Annotated in this window: 19 protein-coding genes; 11 read left to right on the top strand and 8 right to left on the bottom strand. The window is 67.1% G+C overall.

Annotated features, from left to right (window positions below; genetic code table 11):
* Positions 1 to 122 precede the first annotated feature (122 nt).
* Positions 123 to 674 carry a macro domain-containing protein gene (locus tag AB1446_07630; protein ID MEW6546770.1) on the top strand — a complete coding sequence of 184 codons (552 nt, stop codon included), beginning with the start codon at positions 123 to 125 and terminating at the stop codon, positions 672 to 674.
* A 61-nt stretch (positions 675 to 735) separates the two neighbouring features.
* Here the strand turns inward: AB1446_07630 and murJ are convergent, their stop codons facing one another.
* Both murJ and AB1446_07620 read right to left on the bottom strand, forming a co-directional pair.
* Positions 736 to 2304, bottom strand: coding sequence for a murein biosynthesis integral membrane protein MurJ (gene murJ / locus AB1446_07625; protein MEW6546769.1), 1569 nt, complete (start codon positions 2302 to 2304; stop codon positions 736 to 738).
* A 125-nt stretch (positions 2305 to 2429) separates the two neighbouring features.
* Positions 2430 to 3344, bottom strand: a complete 915-nt coding sequence (locus tag AB1446_07620; GenBank protein MEW6546768.1) for an NAD-dependent epimerase/dehydratase family protein — start codon at positions 3342 to 3344, stop codon at positions 2430 to 2432.
* A 192-nt stretch (positions 3345 to 3536) separates the two neighbouring features.
* On the opposite strand from AB1446_07620, the gene AB1446_07615 reads away from it, so the two are divergent.
* The 9 genes from AB1446_07615 to AB1446_07575 all read left to right on the top strand — a co-directional run bounded on the left by AB1446_07615 (position 3537) and on the right by AB1446_07575 (position 11182).
* Positions 3537 to 3914 (top strand): SoxR reducing system RseC family protein, encoded by a 378-nt coding sequence (locus AB1446_07615; protein MEW6546767.1) that lies wholly within the window; start codon positions 3537 to 3539, stop codon positions 3912 to 3914.
* On the top strand, positions 3911 to 5227 hold the full coding sequence (gene rsxC, locus AB1446_07610; GenBank protein MEW6546766.1) for an electron transport complex subunit RsxC: 1317 nt from the start codon (positions 3911 to 3913) through the stop codon (positions 5225 to 5227). Before AB1446_07615 ends, rsxC begins: the two co-directional genes overlap by 4 nt.
* 76 nt (positions 5228 to 5303) lie before the next feature.
* Positions 5304 to 6332, top strand: coding sequence for an RnfABCDGE type electron transport complex subunit D (locus AB1446_07605; GenBank protein MEW6546765.1), 1029 nt, complete (start codon positions 5304 to 5306; stop codon positions 6330 to 6332).
* A 4-nt stretch (positions 6333 to 6336) separates the two neighbouring features.
* On the top strand, positions 6337 to 6879 hold the full coding sequence (locus AB1446_07600; GenBank protein ID MEW6546764.1) for an RnfABCDGE type electron transport complex subunit G: 543 nt from the start codon (positions 6337 to 6339) through the stop codon (positions 6877 to 6879).
* Positions 6880 to 6885: 6 nt separating this feature from the next.
* A complete protein-coding gene (locus AB1446_07595; GenBank protein ID MEW6546763.1) occupies positions 6886 to 7626 on the top strand; it encodes an electron transport complex subunit E in 741 nt (246 codons plus the stop codon).
* A complete protein-coding gene (gene rsxA, locus AB1446_07590) occupies positions 7623 to 8213 on the top strand; it encodes an electron transport complex subunit RsxA (protein ID MEW6546762.1) in 591 nt (196 codons plus the stop codon). The genes AB1446_07595 and rsxA overlap by 4 nt, the downstream gene beginning before the upstream one ends.
* Before the next feature lie 15 nt (positions 8214 to 8228).
* Complete coding sequence (locus tag AB1446_07585; protein ID MEW6546761.1) at positions 8229 to 9053, top strand: RnfABCDGE type electron transport complex subunit B; 825 nt, start codon at positions 8229 to 8231, stop codon at positions 9051 to 9053.
* Positions 9054 to 9234: 181 nt separating this feature from the next.
* Positions 9235 to 10131 (top strand): FAD:protein FMN transferase, encoded by an 897-nt coding sequence (locus AB1446_07580; GenBank protein ID MEW6546760.1) that lies wholly within the window; start codon positions 9235 to 9237, stop codon positions 10129 to 10131.
* Positions 10121 to 11182: a Gx transporter family protein gene (locus tag AB1446_07575; GenBank protein MEW6546759.1), complete on the top strand. Its 1062-nt coding sequence runs from the start codon at positions 10121 to 10123 to the stop codon at positions 11180 to 11182. Before AB1446_07580 ends, AB1446_07575 begins: the two co-directional genes overlap by 11 nt.
* Positions 11183 to 11197: 15 nt before the next feature.
* Here AB1446_07575 and AB1446_07570 read toward each other — a convergent pair whose 3' ends face one another.
* From AB1446_07570 to AB1446_07550, 5 genes are all read right to left on the bottom strand, one after another.
* Positions 11198 to 11818 (bottom strand): pyruvate kinase alpha/beta domain-containing protein, encoded by a 621-nt coding sequence (locus AB1446_07570; protein ID MEW6546758.1) that lies wholly within the window; start codon positions 11816 to 11818, stop codon positions 11198 to 11200.
* A 1-nt stretch (position 11819) separates the two neighbouring features.
* Positions 11820 to 13139, bottom strand: a complete 1320-nt coding sequence (locus tag AB1446_07565; protein MEW6546757.1) for a (Fe-S)-binding protein — start codon at positions 13137 to 13139, stop codon at positions 11820 to 11822.
* A complete protein-coding gene (locus AB1446_07560) occupies positions 13136 to 14575 on the bottom strand; it encodes an FAD-binding oxidoreductase (GenBank protein ID MEW6546756.1) in 1440 nt (479 codons plus the stop codon). Before AB1446_07560 ends, AB1446_07565 begins: the two co-directional genes overlap by 4 nt.
* The gene (locus AB1446_07555) at positions 14565 to 15962 is read right to left on the bottom strand and encodes an FAD-linked oxidase C-terminal domain-containing protein (GenBank protein MEW6546755.1); all 1398 of its coding nucleotides are present in this window, start codon (positions 15960 to 15962) and stop codon (positions 14565 to 14567) included. Before AB1446_07555 ends, AB1446_07560 begins: the two co-directional genes overlap by 11 nt.
* Before the next feature lie 177 nt (positions 15963 to 16139).
* Positions 16140 to 17054, bottom strand: a complete 915-nt coding sequence (locus AB1446_07550) for an IclR family transcriptional regulator (protein ID MEW6546754.1) — start codon at positions 17052 to 17054, stop codon at positions 16140 to 16142.
* A gap of 153 nt (positions 17055 to 17207) precedes the next feature.
* On the opposite strand from AB1446_07550, the gene ldhH reads away from it, so the two are divergent.
* Positions 17208 to 19388, top strand: a complete 2181-nt coding sequence (ldhH, locus tag AB1446_07545) for an L-lactate dehydrogenase (quinone) large subunit LdhH (protein MEW6546753.1) — start codon at positions 17208 to 17210, stop codon at positions 19386 to 19388.
* Positions 19389 to 19485: 97 nt separating this feature from the next.
* Here ldhH and ftsH read toward each other — a convergent pair whose 3' ends face one another.
* On the bottom strand, positions 19486 to 21408 hold the full coding sequence (gene ftsH / locus AB1446_07540; GenBank protein MEW6546752.1) for an ATP-dependent zinc metalloprotease FtsH: 1923 nt from the start codon (positions 21406 to 21408) through the stop codon (positions 19486 to 19488).
* Position 21409: the final 1 nt, after the last annotated feature.

Here is a 21409-nt window from a genome sequence, read left to right as displayed (position 1 = left end):
CCCTGTCGTGAAGCACCCCGGCACCGCCCCCTATCCTACCACCACCGCCGCCCCCCTGCCAACGCCACGGCTTCCTTGCGGGCCTTGCTCTCGGGTGGTACTCTTGCATCGGGGGGGAAAAGATGGCGCGCGAACAGACGCAAGTCAAGGTGGACGGAACTGTGATCAGGCTGGTCGAGGGCGACATCACCGGCCTGGAGGTGGACGCCATCGTCAACGCTGCCAACAATCGCCTCTGGATGGGCGGGGGCGTGGCGGGTGCCATCAAACGCAGAGGGGGCGCCCAGATCGAGAGGGAGGCGGTGAGCAAGGGGCCCATCCCCGTGGGAGACGCGGTGGTGACCGGGGCTGGCAACCTCAAGGCCCGCTACGTCATCCACGCCGCCGTAATGGCACAGGATCTGGTGACCGACGGCGAGAAGATCAGGGCGGCCACCCGCAATGCCCTCGAGCGCGCCAGGGAGCTGGGAATCACGAGCGTGGCGTTCCCGGCGCTGGGAACCGGGGTGGGCGGTTTCCCCATGGAGGAAGCGGCTCGCATCATGCTGGAGACCACCCGGGAGTGGATCCAGGCTGGCGGCAGCATCTCAGAGGTCGTTTTCTGCCTGTACGGCCAGCAGGCATATTCCGCCTTCGCAGCCACTCTGGGCAAGCTGTTTCCACCCGTGTCCTGAACTCACTGCTCAGCGGCCCAGCGGTCCGGCCCCCAAGGCACACGCGGCGAGCGGGCCCTGGTCAGCCGCGAGAGAAGGGCCGGCCAATTAGGAGACTGAGGCGCCGCCACACCGCCCGGGCCGTGCGCCGGCCCAGCCCGGCGGCCTGCCGCACCTCCGGCACGGCCAGCAACCAGAGGATGCTCAGGTAGAGCAGGGCCGCTCCTCCTACCAGGGCAGCCAGGCGGGCCGCCTCCACCAGGGCGGCGCCCGTAGGAGCGCCGCGGGCGGCCAGCCACTCCACGCTCAGGCGGTCGGCCGCCCAGACCGCCGCCCCCATGACGCCCGAAGCTATCCCGGCCTTCGCGATCCGGTCCAGCATTTGCCTCCCGCCCAGGTGGCCGAGACGCCACCTGAGCCGCAAGAGGAGCAGCGCCGCGGTCACCAGGTTGGTAACGGTTACGGCTGCGGCCAGCCCCGCCTGGGCCAGGGGACCCACCAGGGCGAAGCTCAGCACCACCGAGATAACCATCCCCAGGACGCCCACCAGAGTGGGGTAACCGGTGTCCTCCAGGGCGTAAAAAGCCCGCCGCCAGAGATCGCTGCACACCACCCCCAGCATGGACCAGGCCAGGAACCAGAATGCTACCGAGGTGGCGGCGGTATCGGCGGCATCAAAGGCCCCCCGTTCGAAGGCCAGCCGGACCAGAGGAGTGCTGAGGATCAGGCAACCCACCGTCACCGGCGACATGACCAGCACGGACAGGTTGATGCCACGCGCCAGAAGGGAGCGCACCCCGTCCAGGTCCCCCTGGGCGGTATGGCGCGAGAAGGCCGGGTAGAGCACCGTCCCCAGGGCAGCCACCGTGAGACCAGTGGGAAGACCGCTGAGCAGGGTGGCGTAGTTGAGGGCCGAGAGGCTTCCCTCGGGGAGCCCCGACGCCAGGACGCGCTGCACGACGGGGGCCACCTGTCCCACCATCCCCCCTGCCAGGAGGGGTAAAGCGAGGGAAAGGGCGCGCACCACCCCCGGGTTACGCCACGGTAAAGCGGGAGCCCGCAGCGCTATCCCTCTCATCCCGGGAGCCAGCACCACCCACTGGGCGGCTGTGCCGAGCACCAGGCCCGCCGCCACTCCCGTGATACCCCACCAGCGCCCAAGCGTTAGGATGGCCGCTATGAGCACCACGTTCTGGCAGATGCCGGCCAGCGCGGGGCTGGCGAACCGGTAATGGGATTGCAGCAGGCTGGTGGCCAGGGCGTTCACCCCCAGCAAGACCGGCAGGGGCGAGAGGTACAGGGCGGTGCTGGCGGCCAGGTCGAAGGTGGCGGCAGGGAATTCCGGCGCCAGGAAACGGCACAGGGGACGGGCCCACACCACCACCGCCGCTCCCGCCAGCAGGCCCACCCCGGCCATGAGCAGGAACATATCTCCCACCAGGCGCGCGGCTGCCGCCTCGTCCCGTTGCCTTTCCCGCGTGTAGATGGGGATGAAGGTGGTGGCGAGGGCACCCACCACCACCCCCACGATCAGATTGGGCACGGTGGAAGCAACCAGGTAGGCATCCGTAGCGGCACTGGCACCGAACACGGCGGCCAGGCACGATTCCCTTACGAACCCCAGGATCTTACTCCCCACGCTCCCGGCCACTATGACCGAGGCCGCCAGGAGAAACTGTCGCGTGTCCGTACAAAATGCCTCCTATCAGGAGAGACTGGCACGTGCCGGTCCGAAACGCCTCCTAAATCAGGAGCGCGTCGGTACGAAATGCCTTCCTACCCGGCCGCGGCCACCCAGCCGGCGGTCAGACGCAGGCCTTCCACCAGCGGAGTAGCCGGTTGCCATCCCAGATCTTCTTTTGCCCGCGAGGCGTCCAGGCAAATGCGGCGGACCTCGCCGGGGCGGGGCGGATCGTGGCGAGGCTCCACCTTCGTACCCAGGACCTCCTGCAAACGAGCGAGCAGTTCCACCACCGAGACTTCCCTGCCCCACCCCAGGTTGTATACGCCATCATCGCCGCGCTCCAGGCACAGCAGGCTGGCCTCCACCACATCGGACACATACACGTAGTCACGGGTCTGACACCCGTCTCCAAATATGACGGGACGCTCGCCGCCGAGCAAGGCCCGACTGAATATGGCCACCACGCCCGCCTCGCCGTAGGGGTCCTGGCGGGGGCCGTAAACGTTGGGATAGCGCAGCACCGTGTAGCGGAGCCCGTGCAGGTCCCGGTAAAGGCGCAGGTACAGTTCCACCACGTACTTGGAGAGCCCGTACGGGGAAAGGGGCCGCACCGGGTGATCCTCCCGTACGGGAAGGTAATCCGGCTCGCCGTAAATCGCGCCCCCCGATGAGGCGTATATCACCTTCTCCACCCCGTCCCGCACGGCCGCTTCCAGGAGGTTGATGCTTCCCACCACGTTGGTGGAACCGTCTCCGGCCGGATCGCCCGTCGACCGCCGCACGCTGGTCTGGGCGGCCAGGTGATACACGATCTGAGGCCGGAACGAGGCAAAGGCTTCCCCCAGGCGGGCGGCATCGCGGATGTCCGCCTCATAGAAAACCACGCCGCTGGCCAGGTTTTCCCGGCGACCTGTCGACAGATCGTCCACCACCGCCACCAGGTGACCCTCCGCCAGGAGGGCATCCACCAGGTGGGAACCGATGAATCCGGCTCCCCCCGTCACCATTACCCGCCTGCGCAAATGTCCTCCCCCTCCCGCACTCCAATACGCCCAGCATCGCGCACAATCCTGCCTGGCCACAGCGATCCGAGCAGGCTGCTCTTCCGTACCGAAGCCCAGACTTTCCCTCTGTGCACCCTTCATGTTAAAATTGTCACGTGTGTCGCTTGTATACACTGCAACTGACCGGGGGGAAACGTGCAATCGGCAGTAGTGCTGGAACCCGGGCCCCTGGCCACGGTGATGATTACCCGCTCGACCACGTGTCGCCATTGCGGGATGTGCCACTCCGGCGCACGGCCGCACATGGTCCGGGCAGTTGACCTGGTGGGGGCCCGGCAAGGGCAGCAGGTGCTGATCGAGTTTTCGGAGCGCACCTTCCTCCTGGCCGCCCTGCTATCCTTCGGCGTGCCCCTGGCCGGGCTGCTGGTTGGCATCCTCGCCGGGGGAGCCGCAGGGGGTCTGGCCGGGCTGGCAGGTGCCTACGTCGTCCTTCACCTGCTGGACCGCAAGCTGCTGCGGTTCGCCCGGCCGGTCATCGTTGCCATTTGCCCGCATACAGGAGGGACGCAGTGACAGCCAGAACGTTTACGGGCGGGATCCACCCCGCCTACCAGAAACTCACGGCCCACACTCCCATCCGCGACCTGCCCCCACCCCCGCAAGCGGTGATCCCGCTACACCAGCACACCGGGGCACCATGCCATCCTCTGGTTCAGAAGGGAGACACCGTCCTGCTGGGGCAGAAACTGGGGGACACGGAGGCTCCCGTAGCCGCTCCCGTCCACGCCTCCCTGCCCGGGAAAGTGGTGGCGGTGGAACCGCGTCCCCATCCCGCGGGACGGGACGTGCCCGCCGTGGTGGTGGAGTGGGACGGCTCAGACGCCACCGTGGACGTCCAGCCCCACCCCGATCCAGACGACCTGGACCCGGCCAAAATCGCCGCAATCATCCGCGAAGGTGGCCTGGTGGGCCTGGGAGGAGCCGCATTCCCCACCGCGGTGAAAGTGCGGCCCCCGGAGGGTACCGTCATCGACACTTACATTCTGAACGGGGCAGAGTGCGAGCCGTTTCTCACCGCCGACCATCGCCTGATGGTGGAAAACCCCGAGCAGATCGTGCTCGGCTTGCGCGCCCTCATGAGGGCAGCCGGGGCGCCTCGTGCCATCGTAGCCATCGAGGACAACAAACCCGACGCCCTGGAGGCCATGGCCGGGGCCACCAGGGGGATGCCAGGGGTCAGCGTGGAAGCGGTCCACACCAAGTACCCCCAGGGGTCGGAAAAGCACCTCATCAAGGCCCTGCTGGGGCGGGAAGTGCCTTCGGGGGGGCTGCCGTTCCACGTGGGAGTAATCGTGTCCAACGTGGGCACCGCCGCCGCGGCGGGTGAGCTTTTCGCCACCGGCATGCCCCTGGTGCGCCGGGTGGTCACCGTCACAGGCAGGGTGAAGGAGCCGGCCAACCTGAGGGTGCCCATCGGGACGCCCTTTTCCGCCCTGGTGGAAGCCGCCGGAGGGTTCGACGGCGAGCCCCTCAAGGTGGTGGCAGGGGGACCCATGATGGGAGTGGCCCAGTACACCCTGGACGCGCCCGTGGTCAAGGGCACCTCCGGGGTGCTGGTGCTGGGGCCGGAGGACCGCATCCCCGAGCCCACTTCTTGCGTGCGGTGCGGCCGTTGCGTGGAAAGCTGTCCCATGCGCCTTCTCCCGCTCTACCTGGAGGCCTACTATCGGGCAGGGATGATCGATCAGACCGAGACCCTGCACGCCATGGACTGCATCGAGTGCGGCTGCTGCAGTTGGGTATGCCCGGCCCGGCGGCCGCTGGTGCAATCCATCAGGATGGCCAAGATGGAGATCGCCGCCCGCCGGAGGAGGGCCGCCTCATGAACCCGGAGGTGGGCCAGGTCACGAAGCCCCTGGGCGGGGGCCACACCACCAAGCCCGCAGAGAGGAGGGTCGTTTGATGAAGCTGGTGGTCAGTTCTTCGCCGCACGTGGTTTCGCCCGAGTCGGTCCCCTTCCTCATGCGGCAGGTGGTATTTGCCCTGCTTCCGGCCCTCGCGGCCGCCGCCTATTTCTTCGGTCCTTACGCGGTGTTCCTCGTGGTCGTGTCCACCGGCACCGCCGTAGCCTGCGAGGCCGTCTGGCAGAAGATCACCGGGCGACCCGTTTCCGTGCACGACTGGTCGGCAGTGATCACCGGGATCCTCCTGGCGTACAACCTGCCGCCGCGCGCCCCCTGGTGGCTGGCGGTGGTAGGATCGGCGTTCGCCATCATCGTGGCCAAGCAGCTCTTCGGCGGCCTGGGCCACAACTTCATTAACCCCGCCCTGGCGGGGAGAGCTTTCCTGCTCGCCTCCTGGCCCGCAGCCATGACCTCATGGGTCACCCCCTTCGACGCCCGCACCACCGCCACCCCCCTGCCCCTGCTCATCCCCAAGGGGCAGGAACTGGCGGGCGTGGCGGCGCCCAGCTATTGGGACCTGTTCGCCGGTGCCGTCCCCGGCTGCCTGGGGGAGACGTCGGCCCTGGCCCTGCTGGCGGGTGGGCTGTACCTCGTCTGGCGTCGGGTGATCGACTGGAGGATCCCGGCCTGGTACCTGGGCACGGCCGCCGTCCTGGGGTGGATCCTGGGGGGACCACGGGGCCTGTTCGGGGGAGACCCCCTCTACCACCTGCTGGCCGGGGGCCTCATACTGGGCGCCTTCTTCATGGCCACGGACTGGGTCACCACCCCGGTTACCCGCCGGGGCCGGGTAATATTCGCCGTGGGATGCGGCATCCTGACCGTCCTGATCCGGGTGTACGGCGGGTACCCGGAGGGGGTATCGTACTCCATCCTGCTCATGAACCTGGCCACCCCCCTGATTGACCGCTACACCGTGCCCCGCCAGTTCGGCGCCCCTGCCCGCCCACCCAGGGCCCCGGCTGCTCGACCACCTCAAACTGGTCACGGACACGCCCACCATGCTCCGGCCCGGGAAGGGAGGTAGGGCCGTGCGGGACATAGTGCGCATCGCCGTGGTCGTCATGCTCATCGCTGGAGTCAGCGGGGGAGCTCTGGCGTACGCCCACAGTGTGACCGCTCCCGCCATCGAGCGGGCCCTGCGCCAGGCCAAGGAACAAGCCCTGGCTCAGGTCCTGCCGGGGGCAGACCGCTTCGAAGACCGCACGGAGGGTTACCGCCAACTCATGGGGAACCCCCGGTTCCGCGCGGTGCACGAAGTTTGGGAAGGCCTGTCCGGCAGCGATCCAGTGGGGACGGTCGTGGTGGTAGCCCCGACAGGATACGGGGGACCCATCACCTGCCTGGTGGGCATCGGACGGGACGGCAAGATCACCGGGATCCAGGTACTGTCTGCTCCGGGGGAAACCCCGGGGCTGGGTTCCCGGGTGAAAGAACCTGCCTTCCTGGGACAGTTCACCGGCCAGGCGGGACGGCTAGCCGTGGACACCATATCGGGGGCCACCATCAGTTCCCGGGCGGTGGTCGACGGCGTGCAGGCCGCCCTGGATCTGCTGGCCGAAAAGGGCCACTAGGGGGAAATACCCGTGCTGCGCGACTTCTGGAACGGCATCATCAAGGAGAACCCGGTCTTCGGCCTGGTCCTGGGGCTGTGCCCCACCCTGGCGGTGACCACGGCCATGGAGAACGGGCTGTGGATGGGACTGGCGGTCATATTCGTCCTCACCTGCTCCAACGCCATCATCTCGCTCCTGGCACCGGTAATCCCATCGCGGGTCAGGATCCCCTGCTTCATCGTGGTGATCGCCACCTTCGTGACCCTGGTGGACATGACCATGCACGCCTTCATCCCGGCCATGTACCAGATCCTGGGGATTTTCATTCCCCTGATCGTGGTCAACTGCATCATTTTGGGGCGAGCGGAGGCATTCGCCTCCCGCAAGCCCCTCCTGAACTCCATCGCCGACGGCCTGGGGATGGGAGTGGGATTTACGGGCGCCCTCATGCTCATCGGGGGAATCCGCGAGGTGCTGGGCACCGGTGCCCTCACCCTGTTCGGCCACCGCATCCTGTACCTGGGACCGGGGTACCCGGCCGCCCTCTCCTTCATCCTCCCCCCGGGGGCGTTCCTCACCATGGGCCTCTTGCTGGGCGCATTCAACGCCCTGGGAAGCTACCGGGCCAGCCGGGCCCGCAGCAAACGCCGTGCCGGCCTGGTTGATCGCCCCACGGCCACCGCTGGCACACCTGCGGCTGCCCGGGGCAAATCAGCGCCCACCCCTCAAAAAGCTGCTGATACGGAAGGGGGTGGTGAGGCATGAAGTTCCTGGCCATCCTGATCGGCGGCATCCTGGTCAACAACTTGGTCCTGGCCCGTTTCCTGGGCCTGTGCCCCTTTTTCGGGGTATCCCGTCAGGTGGAGACCGCTACAGGGATGAGCATGGCCGTCATCTTCGTCATGACCCTGGCATCCTTCATCACCTGGCTGGTGCAGAATCTGGTTCTGGTGCCCCTGCAGCTGGAGTACCTGCAGACGGCCGCTTTCATCCTGGTGATCGCCGCCCTGGTGCAGTTCGTGGAGACCGTGTTGCGCAAGACCACCCCCAACCTGTACACCGCCCTGGGCATCTACCTGCCCCTTATCACCACCAACTGCGCCGTGCTGGGGGTGGCCCTCCTCAGCGTGCAGCAACAGTACGGGTTGGTCGAGGCGGTACTCAACGGCCTGGCCGGAGGCATGGGGTGGTCTCTGGCCATCCTGCTGTTCGCCGGCATCCGGGAGCGCCTGGCCCTCGCCGACATTCCCCCCGCCATGCGCGGTTTTCCCATCGCCTTCATCTCTGCTGGCCTGATGGCCATCTCGTTCTTCGGATTCCAGGGCCTGTTCAAGGACCTCTTTCTCCGCTAGAAAGAAGGTGAACGCTTGCTGGAAGCAATCCTGGTAATGGCCATATCGGGGGCCTTTTTCGGAGGCCTGCTGGCGTACGCCGCCCGCCGTTTCGCCGTGCAGGTGGACGAGCGGGCCGAGGCCATCGCCGCCACCTTGCCGGGAGCCAACTGCGGGGGATGTGGCCACCCCGGCTGCAGCGGCCTGGCCGCCGCCATCGCGGCCGGCAAGGCACCGGTCGACGCCTGCCCGGTGGGCGGGGCACGGGTGGCAGCGCTGGTAGCCGCCATCATGGGCGTGGAGGCCGACACTGCCCGCGAGCGCCAGGTAGCGCGGGTGTTCTGCGGGGGAGGGCCTCACTGCCAGGACCGCTACGCTTACCAGGGCATCCCCGACTGCCGGGCAGCGGCAGCCGCAGCCGGCGGCGGGCACAAGGCATGTGCGTGGGCATGCCTGGGCCTGGGTACCTGCGTGCGGGCATGCCCTTTTGACGCCATCTTTATGGGTCCCGACGGGTTGCCGGTGGTGGAAAAGGACAGGTGCACGGGGTGCGGCAAGTGCGTGGCAGCCTGCCCCCACAAGTGTATAGCCCTGGTGCCGCAGTCGGCACGGGTGCACGTCCTCTGCCGGAACCGCGACCGCGGGCCGGTGGTCCGCAAGATCTGCCAGGTGGGGTGCATCGCCTGCCGGGCCTGCGAACGGGTATGCCCCACCGGCGCCATCAAGGTCAGAGACAACTGTGCCGAGATCGACTATGCCCTCTGCACAAACTGCGGGGCCTGCGCCGAAAAGTGCCCTGCCCACACCATCGTCGTGGAGCCCGAACAGAAGCGGGAGGCATCCACCGCTGCAGCCTCTTAAAGCGCACCCTCGCCCGCCGCACTCCCGCCCTCGCCCGCTTTCTCACGGTCGCATTCAGACAATACGGTGTCCTTTTGCCCGCAGCCACGCGGCACAGCTTGCGGTCCTGCTCCTCTTCTTCGTTGCGACCAGCCTGGTGGGATGCACCGCTCGCCCGCCCTATGAGGAATCGCGCCTGCTCATGGACACCGTGGTGCGCATTGAGGCGTACGGACCGGGGGCCAAAGAGGCAGTCGGGGCAGCGTTCGACGCCATTTCCCGCCTGGACAGGATGTGGAATCCGTACGACGACGCCAGCGAGCTGGCCCGCATCAACCGTTCCGCCGGGCAGGGTCCCGTGCCCGCCAGCCCCGAAACTCTGGACATCATCAGCGACGCCCTCGAGATGGCAGCCCTCACCGATGGTGCGTTCGACCCCACCGTCGGTCCTCTGGTGCGGGTCTGGGGTTTCGGCGTTCATCCCCATGTGCCCGCACCCGCCGAGATCGAGAAGGCCCGCGCCCTGGTGGACTACCGCCGGGTGAAGCTGGACCGCACCTCGGGGACGGTGGAGCTGCCCCTGCCCGGGATGGCCCTTGACCTGGGGGCCATCGCCAAGGGATACGCGGTGGATCGCGCCCGGAGCATACTGCAGCAGCACGGAATCAGGCAGGCGTTGATCGTGGCCGGGGGAAGCGTCTACGCCCTGGGCAGCGCCCCCGGAAACCGGCCCTGGCGGGTAGCCGTGCAGCATCCCCGCGATCCGCAAGGGGTGCTGGGCATCATCCCGGTGCGTGACATGGCCGTGGACACCTCCGGTGACTACCAGCGGTTCTTCGATGAAGGCGGCAGGCGCTATCACCACATCCTGGACCCCCGCACTGGCTACCCGGCGCGGGCCTGCCAGAGCGCCACCGTGGTGCACCAGTCCGCCGGGTTTGCCGATGCCCTGGCCACCGCCTGCTTCGTGCTGGGCCCCGACCGTGCCTCGGCCCTGCTGGCCCGACTGCCGGGGACGGCCGCCCTCCTGGTGGACGACCAGGGTCGGCTCCACCGCACTCCCGGCCTCCCATGGGAGGAGCCACCCCATGGAAAGTAGCAGCACCCCGCATCGCACGTGCCATTGCACTCCGCGGGCGGCGCAACCTGCCCGCCCGCACTCACCGCTCGGCGACCGGGGAGCCCGCACCGTCCCGCGGCTGGCCAGCCTGCCGGCCCGGCGCATGGCGCAACTCGCCGTGCTCGCCTCCCTGGCCACGTGCCTGCATTACGTGGAAGGATTCTTCCCTCCCATGCCGGTACCGGGAGCCCGGTTAGGCCTGGCCAACCTGGTGGCGACCGTGGCCCTGTACACCCTGGGACCCGCCGACGCAGTGGCCGTTGCCGCCCTGCGTTCGCTTCTCGGTTCCCTGCTGGCAGGCAAGTTCCTGGGCCTGGGCTTTGCCATGAGCCTGGCCGGGGCCACCTCGAGTGCACTGGTCATGGGCCTCGTACGCGCACTGCTCCGGACTTCCCCCGTCACCACCAGCACCGTGGGAGGGCTGGTCCACAACCTCACCCAGGTCCTGGTGGCCTGCCTGGTCATCGGCGTGGGAATCCTGCCCTACGTCCCCTCTCTGGTGGTGCTGGGCCTGCTGGCAGGATGGATCACCGGCAACCTGGCCCGCCCCGCCATCACCGCCCTCACTCGCTCCACTGCCGTGGCCCCCACCTGCCCCCGCCGCGCCACTGGGGCCCCCGCCCGTGGCAGCACGGGCGTCCCGCCCGGGAGGACGGTCCGCCCGCACCCCGCCTGGAAGTGGGTGACTGCTTGCGCAGTACTGCTTGCGCTGGGTCTGGCCTGGGGGGCACAGTACGTGGCAGCCGGGGACCAGCGGGATCTGGTGGTGGAACTGTACAACCAGGAGGTAGCCCGCATCCCCCTGATCAGGGACGCACCTCCCCGGTACCTGCAGGTGGAACTGCCCGGTGCGGGAGGCTATCATGCCACCATTGAGGTGCGCGGTGGCCGGGCACGCATCCTTCCCATCCCCGAAGAATTCTGCCCGCGCGGCATCTGCTCTCACACCGGCTGGATCGAAAGACCGGGGCAGGCCGCCATCTGCCTGCCCAACCGCCTGGTGATCCGGGTCGTCGAACGCCCCCGCTGACGTCGCCACCCGGGATTAGTCGCCGGGGTCGCGGGGTTTGCAAATGAGTTCGAGGATCTTGGTTTCGAAGAAGGTGCGGGAATAGGCAGGCAGCACGACCAGGGCGCTGTCGGCACCCCGGCCAGAGCCCCCCACGCTGATGACCTCCTGGCCGTAAGGGATGAGCCCCGCATCCAGGGCCATGACCGCCACCTCCACGGCCACCTTCACCCCCTGGGAAAACATGTACAGAGCGTGCGCCACCACCTGGCCCGGATACAGGCCACCGAATTCTTTCGTGATGGCGCGGTCCACCCCTGAAAAAAGATGGGTGGTGGTCAGCACGCGCACGCCTTCGGCCACCAGGCTGCGCCGCACCTCCGGCGGCATCTCATCGACGCCCGGCTCCCGGAACCCTACCTGGTGGGTAACCACGACCAGGTTCAACATGCCCTGGGGAACGGCGGACGCATCCGATCCCGCGACCGCATGGTAAATCTGCAGGCCGCGCTGCCTGGCCTGGGTTATGAACTCCCGAGCGGTCACACCCTGGGTTGAGGCCACCACCACGTGACGGATGTCCAGCTCCTGGGCCCGATCCAGACACAGGGAAACGGTACGCTCCGTGTTGTCAGATCCCGCCGTCTGAAAGTACAAGTCAACGCACCTCCGTCATCTGATAGGATTGCCACAGTAGCTGCACGGGATGGACGGCCCGCGCCCCCAGCCTGGCCCGCCACAGTCCGAACCCCAGTTGGAGCAGGCAGGAGGGGCACGAGGTGGCGAGAAGGTGGGCTCCCGTCTGCCGGAAATTCTCTATCTTGCGCTCCAGGATGCGCACGGAGAGCTGGTGGTGGGTGACGTTGTAGGAACCCGCCCCTCCGCAGCACCAGTCTGCCTCCGGCAGTTCGCGAAACTCGAGGCCGGGAATGCTCCAGATGAGCTGGCGCGGCTGTGCTCGCACCCCCATCCCCCGGCCCAGGTGGCAGGGGTCATGATAGGTGACGATCTCCGCCAGCCGGCCCGCAGGTTCTCGAAATCCTTCTTCCACCAGGAGTTGACTGACCTCCCGCACCTTTCCGGACAGTTCCGCCGCCGCCGAGGCATACTGGGGGACGTCCGACAGGAGGCTGGCATATTCCCTCAGGGTATGTGCGCAGGTGGCACAGTCGGACACCACCAGTTCCGCCCCCGTCCCGGCCAGGATGGCCAGGTTACGCCGGGCCAGATCCTCCGCCGCGGGAATGTCGCCGTACGCCCGGTGTGCCACCCCGCAACACATGTTGTCCGGAACCACCACCTGGTACCCGTTGCGTTCAAGGACGCCGATCACGGCCTCCCCCACGGGCGGGAACAGGTTATCGGTGACGCATCCCAGGAAGTATGCTACCCGCTTCCGCGGCGCCGTCCGCAGGGCGGGGGGAGGAGTTACGTAGACCACCCCCGCGTCCGCTGCGGTACTTGACCGAGTCCTTAGCCGGGCACGCAGGGAGGAAGCCGGGACGCCGGGAAGGATCCCCTCCACCTTCCCCAGAGTCCCGAGCAGGTTAAGCAGGCCGGTGTGCCGCGCCACCCATCGGATTCCCGAATTCTGGTACAGCCGCAGCAACGTCATAGGAACAACCAACCGCCGGGGGCTGCGCAGCAACCCGTGCAGAACCGTGCGGTACAGGAACGGCAATCCCTGCCGGCGGGTGATATCGGCCCGCGCCGCCGCCACCAGTTTGTCGGTAGGTACCCCGGGCGGACATACCACCGTACAGGCACCGCACAGCAGGCAGGTGTACAGGTACTGCTTGAGTTCGGGATCTCCCTCCAGGGACAGGCGACCATCCACCGCCAGCCGCATGAGACGATTACGGCCTCTGGCCACGGCGAACTCCTGGCCGGTCACCTTGTAGGTAGGACAGACCTCCTGGCAGAATCCGCACTTGTTGCAGCGTACAACCTGTTCGGCGGCCTGGGACAGGCTCTTCATGCCGCCTCACCCCCGCACCGGCCGGCCGGGCAAAGGATGCCGCCCGGATCGAGCTCCTGTTTCAGACGCTTCCATACGACCGCCAGGGCGCCCATCTCGGGAAGTACCTCATGAGAGGTGCCGGCCAGGGCAGCATCGTCGGACAACAGGTAACCGCCCCGGGCACGCACGATGCCTCTCACCTTTTCGAGCAAAAGCCCTTCATCCGCCCGAGGTCCAGCCCCTGCGACCGGGCCACGCGCAGCCATGAACAGGTGGGCATGGCCGTTGCCGGCATGGGCCACCACACCCAACACCCCGGCGGCTCCCGGGTCCGGGAAAAAGTCCAGAATGCTCTCGATCACCGGGCCCAGATCGGCGGGAAGTACGGCCAGGTTCCATACCGATGCCCCGGAGCGGGCCGCCAGGTCAAACAGCCGCTGGCGCGCCCGCCAGATCGCCCGGCCTCCATCTTCCACGGAGGTTGGCAGGTCCGCCTCAGGGATGATGGGATGGCGCCGAACCAGGCCGTCCAGCCAGCTGCTCTGCCAGTCCACCGCCTCCCGGGCGCCCTCCAGGCCCACCAGCAGCACACCCTCCGGGCCGCCACGACCACCACCCACCTGTTCGCGCCACCAGGAGGCGGCTTGCCCGAGCAATACCTCTATGGCAGCAGCACCGTAGAGTTCGCGGCGGACCTCCTCCGCCGCCCGCAACAATGCCGATGGTGCGCCCGTGAGCACTTTCACGACGGCCTGCTCCGGAAGCGGCCTCACCTTGAGGATGACCCGGGTAATCACGCCCAGGGACCCCCAGGAACCGCACAGGAACCGGGAAACATCATACCCGGAGACGTTCTTCACCTGCTTACCCCCGAAAAGACCACCGGAACCGCTGGGAAACACCACCCGGCATCCCAGGAGGTACGTCCTAACAGAACCGTAGGCATACTTGCGGGGCCCCGACGCGTCTGTAGCCACTTCGCCCCCCAGTGTGGACATCTCCGGCCAGGCCGTTTCCGGGGGAAAGAAAAGGCAGTGGCCAGCAAGGGCTTCCTGCAGGACAGCATGCGTCGTCCCGGCGCCCGCTACCACGGTGAGGTTTTCCACATCCAGGTCCTCCAGGCGGTCAAGCCGCCGCGTGTCCAGCCCCACGCCTCCACGGAAAGGGCGGAACGCCGCCCGCCACCTGGTACCTCCTCCCCGCGGGTACACAGGGACCTTCTGCTGCGTGGCCCACGCCAGTAAGTCCTTGACCTGTTCTTCGTCCCCTGGACTCACCCATACCTCGGGGTTCCTCCCGGGATCTCCTGCAGCCTCGTGCCCGGGGGCTCCCGCAGCCTCGTGGCCGGGGCCTTGCCCTCTCACCGGCTGCTCACCCGGTCGCACGGCCTCCGGTCCCAGCAAGGCCTCCAGCCGGGCGAGCAGCATCTCCTCACGAAGCGGCTCAAGCGACATCGCCCGACTCCTCCCCTGGCAGGATCTTGCCCGGGTTCAGTGTTCCCCCCGGATCGAAAGCCGCCTTGATACCGGCCATGACCTGCAATGCACCCGTTTCGAAAAGCCAGGGCATGAATTCTTTCTTCAGGATGCCGATACCGTGCTCGCCGGAGAGGGTGCCCCCCAGAGCCAGGGCCCGTCGGAATAACTCGCGCCTGGCCGCCATAACCCGATCCACCTCGTCGCGATCCCGGTCGTCGAACAGGATGAGGGGATGCAGGTTGCCGTCACCGGCATGGGCCAGCATCCCGATCTGTAGCCCGTACTCGCGCGCCAGATCCGTCACCTGGCGGAGCATCTCTGTCAGGCGGTTGCGGGGGACGGTGGCGTCCTCAAGGTCATAGCACGGACGCAGGCGGGCAATGGCACCGATGGCCGTGCGACGACCCAGCCAAAGGGTATCCCGCTCCGCTGCTGACCGCGCGACCCGCACCTCGCGGGCCCCTCGCTGGGAGCAAACTTGCTGGATAACCGCCGCCTGCCGGTCGAGCGCTGACTCCACGCCATCCACTTCGATGAGGAGCACGGCCTCCGCATCGGTGGGTAATCCCGCGTGAACGTAAGCCTCAACCGCCTCAATAACGGAACGGTCCATCAGTTCCAGGGTGGTGGGGATGATTCCCCGCGCCACGATGGCCGAGACCGCCGTCCCCGCATCCTCCAGGCGGTCAAACACCGCCAGCATGGTCTTAATTGCCGGTGGCTTGGGCAACAGCCGCACCGTAATCTCCGTCGCCACGGCCAGCGTACCCTCGGAACCGACCATGAGCCCCACCCAGTCCGGGCCGGCGACCACGGGCTCGAGCGGCCCGCCCACCTGGCACACCTCGCCGTCGGCCAGCACCAGCTTTAACCCAATCACGTGGTCCTTGGTTACCCCGTACTTGAAGCCCCGCATGCCCCCGGCACCCTCGCCCACGTTTCCCCCCAGGGAGCACACCTTCTGGCTGGCGGGGTCGGGGGCGTACATAAGGCCTACCCTTTCTGCCGCCTTCTGCAAATCCATGTTGACCACGCCGGGTTGCACCACCGCCACCCGGTTGCCGGCATCGATCGACAGAATGCGGTCCATGCGGGTGAGAACCATCACCACGCCGCCCTGGGGGATGGACCCCCCACTCAGATCGGTGCCGTGACCGCGCGGGGTAACGGGGATGCCATGGTCGTGGCAATAACGCAAGACCTTAGATACCTGATCGGTGCTGGTAGGAAACACCGCCGCTTCGGCGCGTCCTTCCAGCAGCGTGGCATCGTACCCGTAGGTGGCCAGGGTCACCGGAGATGCCACCACCCGGTCCGGACCGACCAGCCCTTGCAGTGCCCTCACCAGTTCGCGCCCCTTCACCGGCCCTCCCCCTCCCCCATTCTACCACGCAGGCCCGCGACAGGGTGGTCCTGGCTGGCACTCGGGCCGCCGAAGAACCCGAGAAGGGCTGGTCCGATCATCCACACCGTGGTCCAGAACTTGGGGCCAGGCACGATGTGCAACTCAGTTCCACTGATCACGCAGACAAAAATCTGGCTACGCGCCCTCCCCGTTGTATCCCAGCCGGCGGGAGATGCGCAGGGCCGTCGCCTTCACCATCTGGGCCACCTCCCCGATCCGCTCCCGGCTCAGGCGCACCGCCGGCCCCGACACGCTCAGCGCGGCCACTACCTCCCCCCGGTAGTTACGCACGGGTGCTGCCACACACCTGATGGCTTCCTCGTGCTCGGTATCATCGACCGCATAGCCCTGCACCGCCACCCGGCGCAGGTGATCCTTCAACTGATCGGCCTCGACGATGGTGTTGCTGGTGTAACGGGTGAGCCCGCGCATGGCGATGATCCGGTCCAGTTCCGCCTCGGGCAGGTGAGCAAGCAGCACCTTACCCATGGCCGTGCAGTGGGCGGGAGCCCGCTTGCCCAGCTCCGAATACATGCGCACCGTCTGCGGGCTCTCCACCTTCTCGATGTAAACTACCTGGCCCTCATCGAGGATGCCCAGGTGGGCTGTCTCCAGGGTCTGATCCACCAACTCCTGCAGCAGCGGCCGTGCTTCCTGCCGCAATTCCATGCTGTTAAAAAACCGGGACCCCAATTCGAACACTTTCAGCCCCAAGCGATACCTTCCCGTGTTGCCGTCCCGTTCCACATAACGACGTTTTCCAAGGGTGGACAGCAGGCGGTGCACCGTACTCTTGTGCAGCCCCAACTGTTGGGAGAGGTCCACCAGGCGCATGGGCTGCCTCTGGCCCGCGAGTGCCTCCAGGACGTCCAGTGCCCTCTCAAGTGCCTGCACACTACGCGGCCCGTCCGTTCCCCTCAGATCCTTCGCCACCCTTCCTCGGAGTTGCAGGCGCCCGCCGCTCTCCCTCACGCAGCCGCCGTAGGCCCGCCGGATCGCTCGTGCTGCCGGGGGTACGATCCCCGTGTCTCCTGTCCATGCATTCGACATCACCGGGTTAACTCCTTCCTGGTGTTGCGCGAAGTGGGACAAGGGTTCACGCCCTAAACCCAGCGCATGCACGCCTCATGCTGCGTTCTCGCAGGAACCCCCCGCCGACAGGGCGAATCCTTGCCTGACAACGACCGGGCGGTGGTGAGGAACGTGACGGTTCCGTTTCCCCAGCGGGTCAAGGAAGCCCTTGCCAACGAAACCCTGCGTACCGTACTGGGGCGTTTCACCGATGCCTTCGTGGTGTCGCGGCGGGAAGTGTTCTCGGGATACGATTTCCCCGCCCTGCGCGAACAATTAGCCGCCATAAAAGACAGGGCCATCGCCCGCTTGCCCGAACTGGCCGACCAGTTCGAAAGGGCAGCCCGCAGCCGGGGCACGGTCGTCTTCCGCGCCCCCGATGCCCGCGCCGCCGTGGATTACGTCGTTAACCTGGCCCGCGAAAAGGGCATCACCCGTGCCGTCAAGTCCAAGTCCATGGCCTCGGAAGAAATCGACCTCAACCCCACGCTGGCCGCAGCCGGTGTGCACGTGGTGGAAACTGACCTGGGCGAGTGGATCATCCAGCAACTGGGGCAGCGCCCCTCGCACATGGTCATGCCCGCCCTGCACCTGAACCGTGACCAGGTGGCCTCCATTTTCAGCCAGGTCCTCTCACGTTCCGTCGCCCCCGACATCGGGGCCATGGTACAGGCAGCCCGCAGCCACCTGCGCGCCGAGTTCCTGGGCGCCCAGATGGGGATCTCGGGAGCCAATGCGGCGGTGGCATCCACGGGAACGCTGGTCATCTTCACCAACGAGGGCAATGCCCGCCTGACCACCACCCTGCCTCCCGTGCACGTGGCCATAGTGGGGTACGAGAAGCTGATTCCCACCATGGCTGACCTGGTTCCCATCCTGCGCATCCTGCCGCGCAACGCTACCGCCCAGCGCCTCACCAGCTACGTGACCATGATCTCGGGGCCCAGCCCGTCTCTGGCCGGCCCCAAGGAAATGCACGTCGTCCTGCTGGACAACGGACGCCTGGAACTGGCGCGCGACCCCACCTTCCGCATTCTCCTGAGGTGTGTGAGATGTGCCGCCTGCTTGAACGTGTGCCCCGTCTTCACCCTGGTGGGTGGCCACGTATTCGGAGGAACCGCATACACGGGCGGGATCGGTAGCCTGCTCACCGCCTTCCTCCCCGGGGGGCCGGCCAGCCTGGCTCTGGCTGACAAACCCCAGTCCCTGTGCACGGCCTGCGGGGCCTGCCTGGACTATTGCGCCTGCGGCCTCCCCATACCCGAACTGATCCTGGAACTGCGGCGTCGCCTGGCCCGGACGCGGCCCCTGCCGCCCAGCGACCGCCTGGTAGCAGCCATCACCGCTCGACCCGCCCTGATGCGGGCAGGTCTGTCCGCCGCGCGGGTTGCCTCCCGGCCCCTGCAGGCACAGGGCATGACCCGCACCGGACCCCTGCTCCGTGAGGCCACTTCTTTCCGCAGCCTGCCGGCCCTGCAGCCGTCCCTGGCCTCCCGGCTGGGCCGCTCCTCGCCGCTCGAGGCCGCTGCAGGCTCTGGACAGAAGGCCGCGTACGCACCCGGGGCCGAGCGGGTGAAAACGGTGGCGTTCTACGCCGGGTGCCTGGTGGAACACGTGTACCCCGAGGTCGGCCGGGCAGCCATGGAGGTACTCGGTCAGGCCGGCTTCCACGTCATCTACCCGCGCGGTCAGGGGTGCTGCGGCGCCCCTGCCATATACACGGGACAGGATGCCTCCCGCCCCGCCCGCTACAACATCGGCCATCTGCTGGATTCCGGCGCTGACGCGGTGGTCACCTGCTGTCCCACCTGTGCCGTCGCCCTCAAGTTCGACTTCGCCCGCGTCCTGGCAGGCAACTCCCGCTGGGAGGAACAGGCGCGTACCCTGGCGGCACGCACCTTCGAGTTCACCCGCTTCCTCACCTCCCAGGACATCCCCCCCGCCGCGCTTTTCGCCGGCACCGACCAGCCGGCCACGGTGACGTACCACGATTCGTGTCACCTGCGCTACCGCCTCGGCGACGGCCAGGCGCCCCGCCGTCTCCTTGCCAGCCTGCCGGGATTCACGTTCCGGGAGATGCCTTACGCCGATCGTTGCTGTGGCTTCGGCGGCACGTACTCTTTCAAGCACCCCTCCCTGTCCGCTGCCCTTCTGGAGCAAAAACTGGAGTGGGTCGCCGCTGCCCGTGCCGACGTGGTGGCAGTGGCATGCCCGGGCTGCCTGCTACAGCTACGGGGAGGCCTCCATCGCAAGGCCTCCCCGCAAAAGGTAATGCACATCGCGGAGTTACTGCTGCCCGCCCGGGCTAGGTAGCGGGCCTACCCGCCAGGGCCGCGGCAGCTGCTACCGGACCGGAACGCCCGGGACCGGACAAAACCTCCCCGGGTGAAAGGAACAAGGCACGACCCGGTCAGACTTCCTGTGCGGGCGCCGGGCGGGGCGGAGACGGAATCACTTCCGGCGCCGGCACGGGGGCCCGTTTTTCTTTGCCCTCCTCCTCCCGGCCGGAGCGGGTACCGGGTATGGGCGGCTTGCTGGGGACGGGGAGACCGGCCAGCAGAGCATCCAGTTCCGGCCCCTCCAGAGTCTCCCTCTCCAGGAGGGCAGCGGCCACGCGGTCGAGCGTTTCCCGGTGGTCGCGCAGGAGCTGGGTGGCGCGCGAGTAACAGGCATTGACGATAGCCCGCACTTCCTTGTCGATGGCCGCCGCCACCTCTTCGGAGTAGTTGCGCTCCCGGGCGATGTCCCGACCCAGGAAAACCAGTTCTTCCTTGGTACCAAAGGTAAGCGGCCCCAGCGTCTCGCTCATGCCGTACTCGGTGATCATGCGCCGGACCAGCTTGGTCACCGTCTCCAGGTCGTGGGCGGCCCCGGTGGAAACTTCGTTGAAGACCAGTTCCTCGGCGGCCCGACCCGCCAGGGCCGAGGTGATACGGTCCATCAGTTCGGCCTTGGTCATGATATAGCGGTCTTCGGTGGGGAGTTGCAGGACGTACCCCAGGGCGGCTCCCCGGGGGATGATCGACGCTTTGTGCACGGGATCGGTACCGGGCAACAGCTTGGCCACCAGGGCATGGGCAGCCTCGTGGTAGGCAATCACCCGGCGCTCCTTCTCACTCATAACCCGGCTCTTCTTTTCGGGACCGGCCACCACCCGGTCGATGGCATCTTCCAGGTCTTCCATGGTGATCTTCCGCCGGCGCTGGCGGGCTGCCAGCAGGGCCGCCTCGTTCACCACGTTCTCCAGGTCGGCCCCGGTGAAGCCGGGAGTCCGGCGGGCGACCACCTCCAAATCCACGTCCTTATCCAGGGGCTTGTTGCGGGTGTGGATGCGCAGGATCTCCAGGCGACCCCTCAGGTCGGGCCGGTCGATCACCACCTGGCGGTCGAAGCGGCCCGGCCGCAACAGGGCAGGATCCAGCACGTCGGGCCGGTTGGTGGCCGCCATCACGATGATCCCTTCGTTGGTGGAGAAGCCGTCCATCTCCACCAGGAGCTGGTTCAGGGTTTGCTCCCGCTCATCGTGGCCACCGCCATAGCCGGCACCGCGCTGACGCCCCACGGCATCTATCTCATCTATGAACACGATGGCAGGGGCGTGCTTCTTCGCCTGCTCGAACAGGTCGCGCACGCGTGAAGCTCCTACACCCACGAACATCTCTACGAAGTCAGAACCGCTGATGAAAAAGAACGGGACACCGGCCTCACCCGCCACGGCCCGCGCCACGTGGGTCTTGCCCGTGCCGGGGGGACCCACCAGCAACACACCCTTGGGAATGCGCGCACCCATCTCCAGATAACGCTTGGGATGGCGGAGGAAGTCCACGATCTCCTTGAGTTCTTCCTTGACCTCCTCCACCCCGCCCAGGTCGGCGAAGGTGACCTTCTTCTTGTCTTCCGATACCAGCCGGGCGCGGGAACGCCCGAACTGCATCACCCGGCTACCCGTCCCCTGGGTTTGCTGCATGAGCAGGAAGAACACGCCCGCGATGAGGAGGACGGGCAGGATGGTGGTAATCAGCGCCATCCACCAGGGGGGGTCCTGGGGCAGACGGAACTTGATGATGACACCCTTCTCCTCGAGCAACGTATAAAGGGAGGGATCGCTGGGGAGCACCACCCGGAAGCTCTGCCCGGACTTCAGGCGGCCGGTGGTTTCCCCTTTTTCCACCACGATTTCGACGTCACTTACCTGGCCATCCTTGGCATACTGCAGGAACTGATTGTAGGTGATCTCCTGAACGGGGGCGTGCTGGGAGAAGTAGTTGATGACCACGATGCTCAGGAACAGAAGGACCACGTAAACTGCCAGGGTGCGGAATGCCCGGTTCACC

It is taken from the genome of Bacillota bacterium (genome assembly GCA_040757085.1).
Classification (GTDB): domain Bacteria; phylum Bacillota; class Sulfobacillia; order JACIYH01; family JACIYH01; genus JACIYH01.
This window is presented reverse-complemented; position numbering and strand designations above follow the sequence as displayed.

What these genes read in the sequence shown, in the direction of transcription:
- AB1446_07630 (MEW6546770.1), top strand. Translation starts at nt 123, where the DNA reads ATGGCGCGCGAACAGACGCAAGTCAAGGTGGACGGAACTGTGATCAGG.
- AB1446_07560 (MEW6546756.1), bottom strand. Translation starts at nt 14,575, where the DNA reads ATGTCGCTTGAGCCGCTTCGTGAGGAGATGCTGCTCGCCCGGCTGGAG.
- AB1446_07575 (MEW6546759.1), top strand. Translation starts at nt 10,121, where the DNA reads ATGGAAAGTAGCAGCACCCCGCATCGCACGTGCCATTGCACTCCGCGG.
- AB1446_07620 (MEW6546768.1), bottom strand. Translation starts at nt 3,344, where the DNA reads ATGGTGACGGGGGGAGCCGGATTCATCGGTTCCCACCTGGTGGATGCC.
- AB1446_07550 (MEW6546754.1), bottom strand. Translation starts at nt 17,054, where the DNA reads ATGTCGAATGCATGGACAGGAGACACGGGGATCGTACCCCCGGCAGCA.
- AB1446_07565 (MEW6546757.1), bottom strand. Translation starts at nt 13,139, where the DNA reads ATGAAGAGCCTGTCCCAGGCCGCCGAACAGGTTGTACGCTGCAACAAG.
- rsxA (MEW6546762.1), top strand. Translation starts at nt 7,623, where the DNA reads ATGAAGTTCCTGGCCATCCTGATCGGCGGCATCCTGGTCAACAACTTG.
- AB1446_07605 (MEW6546765.1), top strand. Translation starts at nt 5,304, where the DNA reads ATGAAGCTGGTGGTCAGTTCTTCGCCGCACGTGGTTTCGCCCGAGTCG.
- AB1446_07580 (MEW6546760.1), top strand. Translation starts at nt 9,235, where the DNA reads ATGGACACCGTGGTGCGCATTGAGGCGTACGGACCGGGGGCCAAAGAG.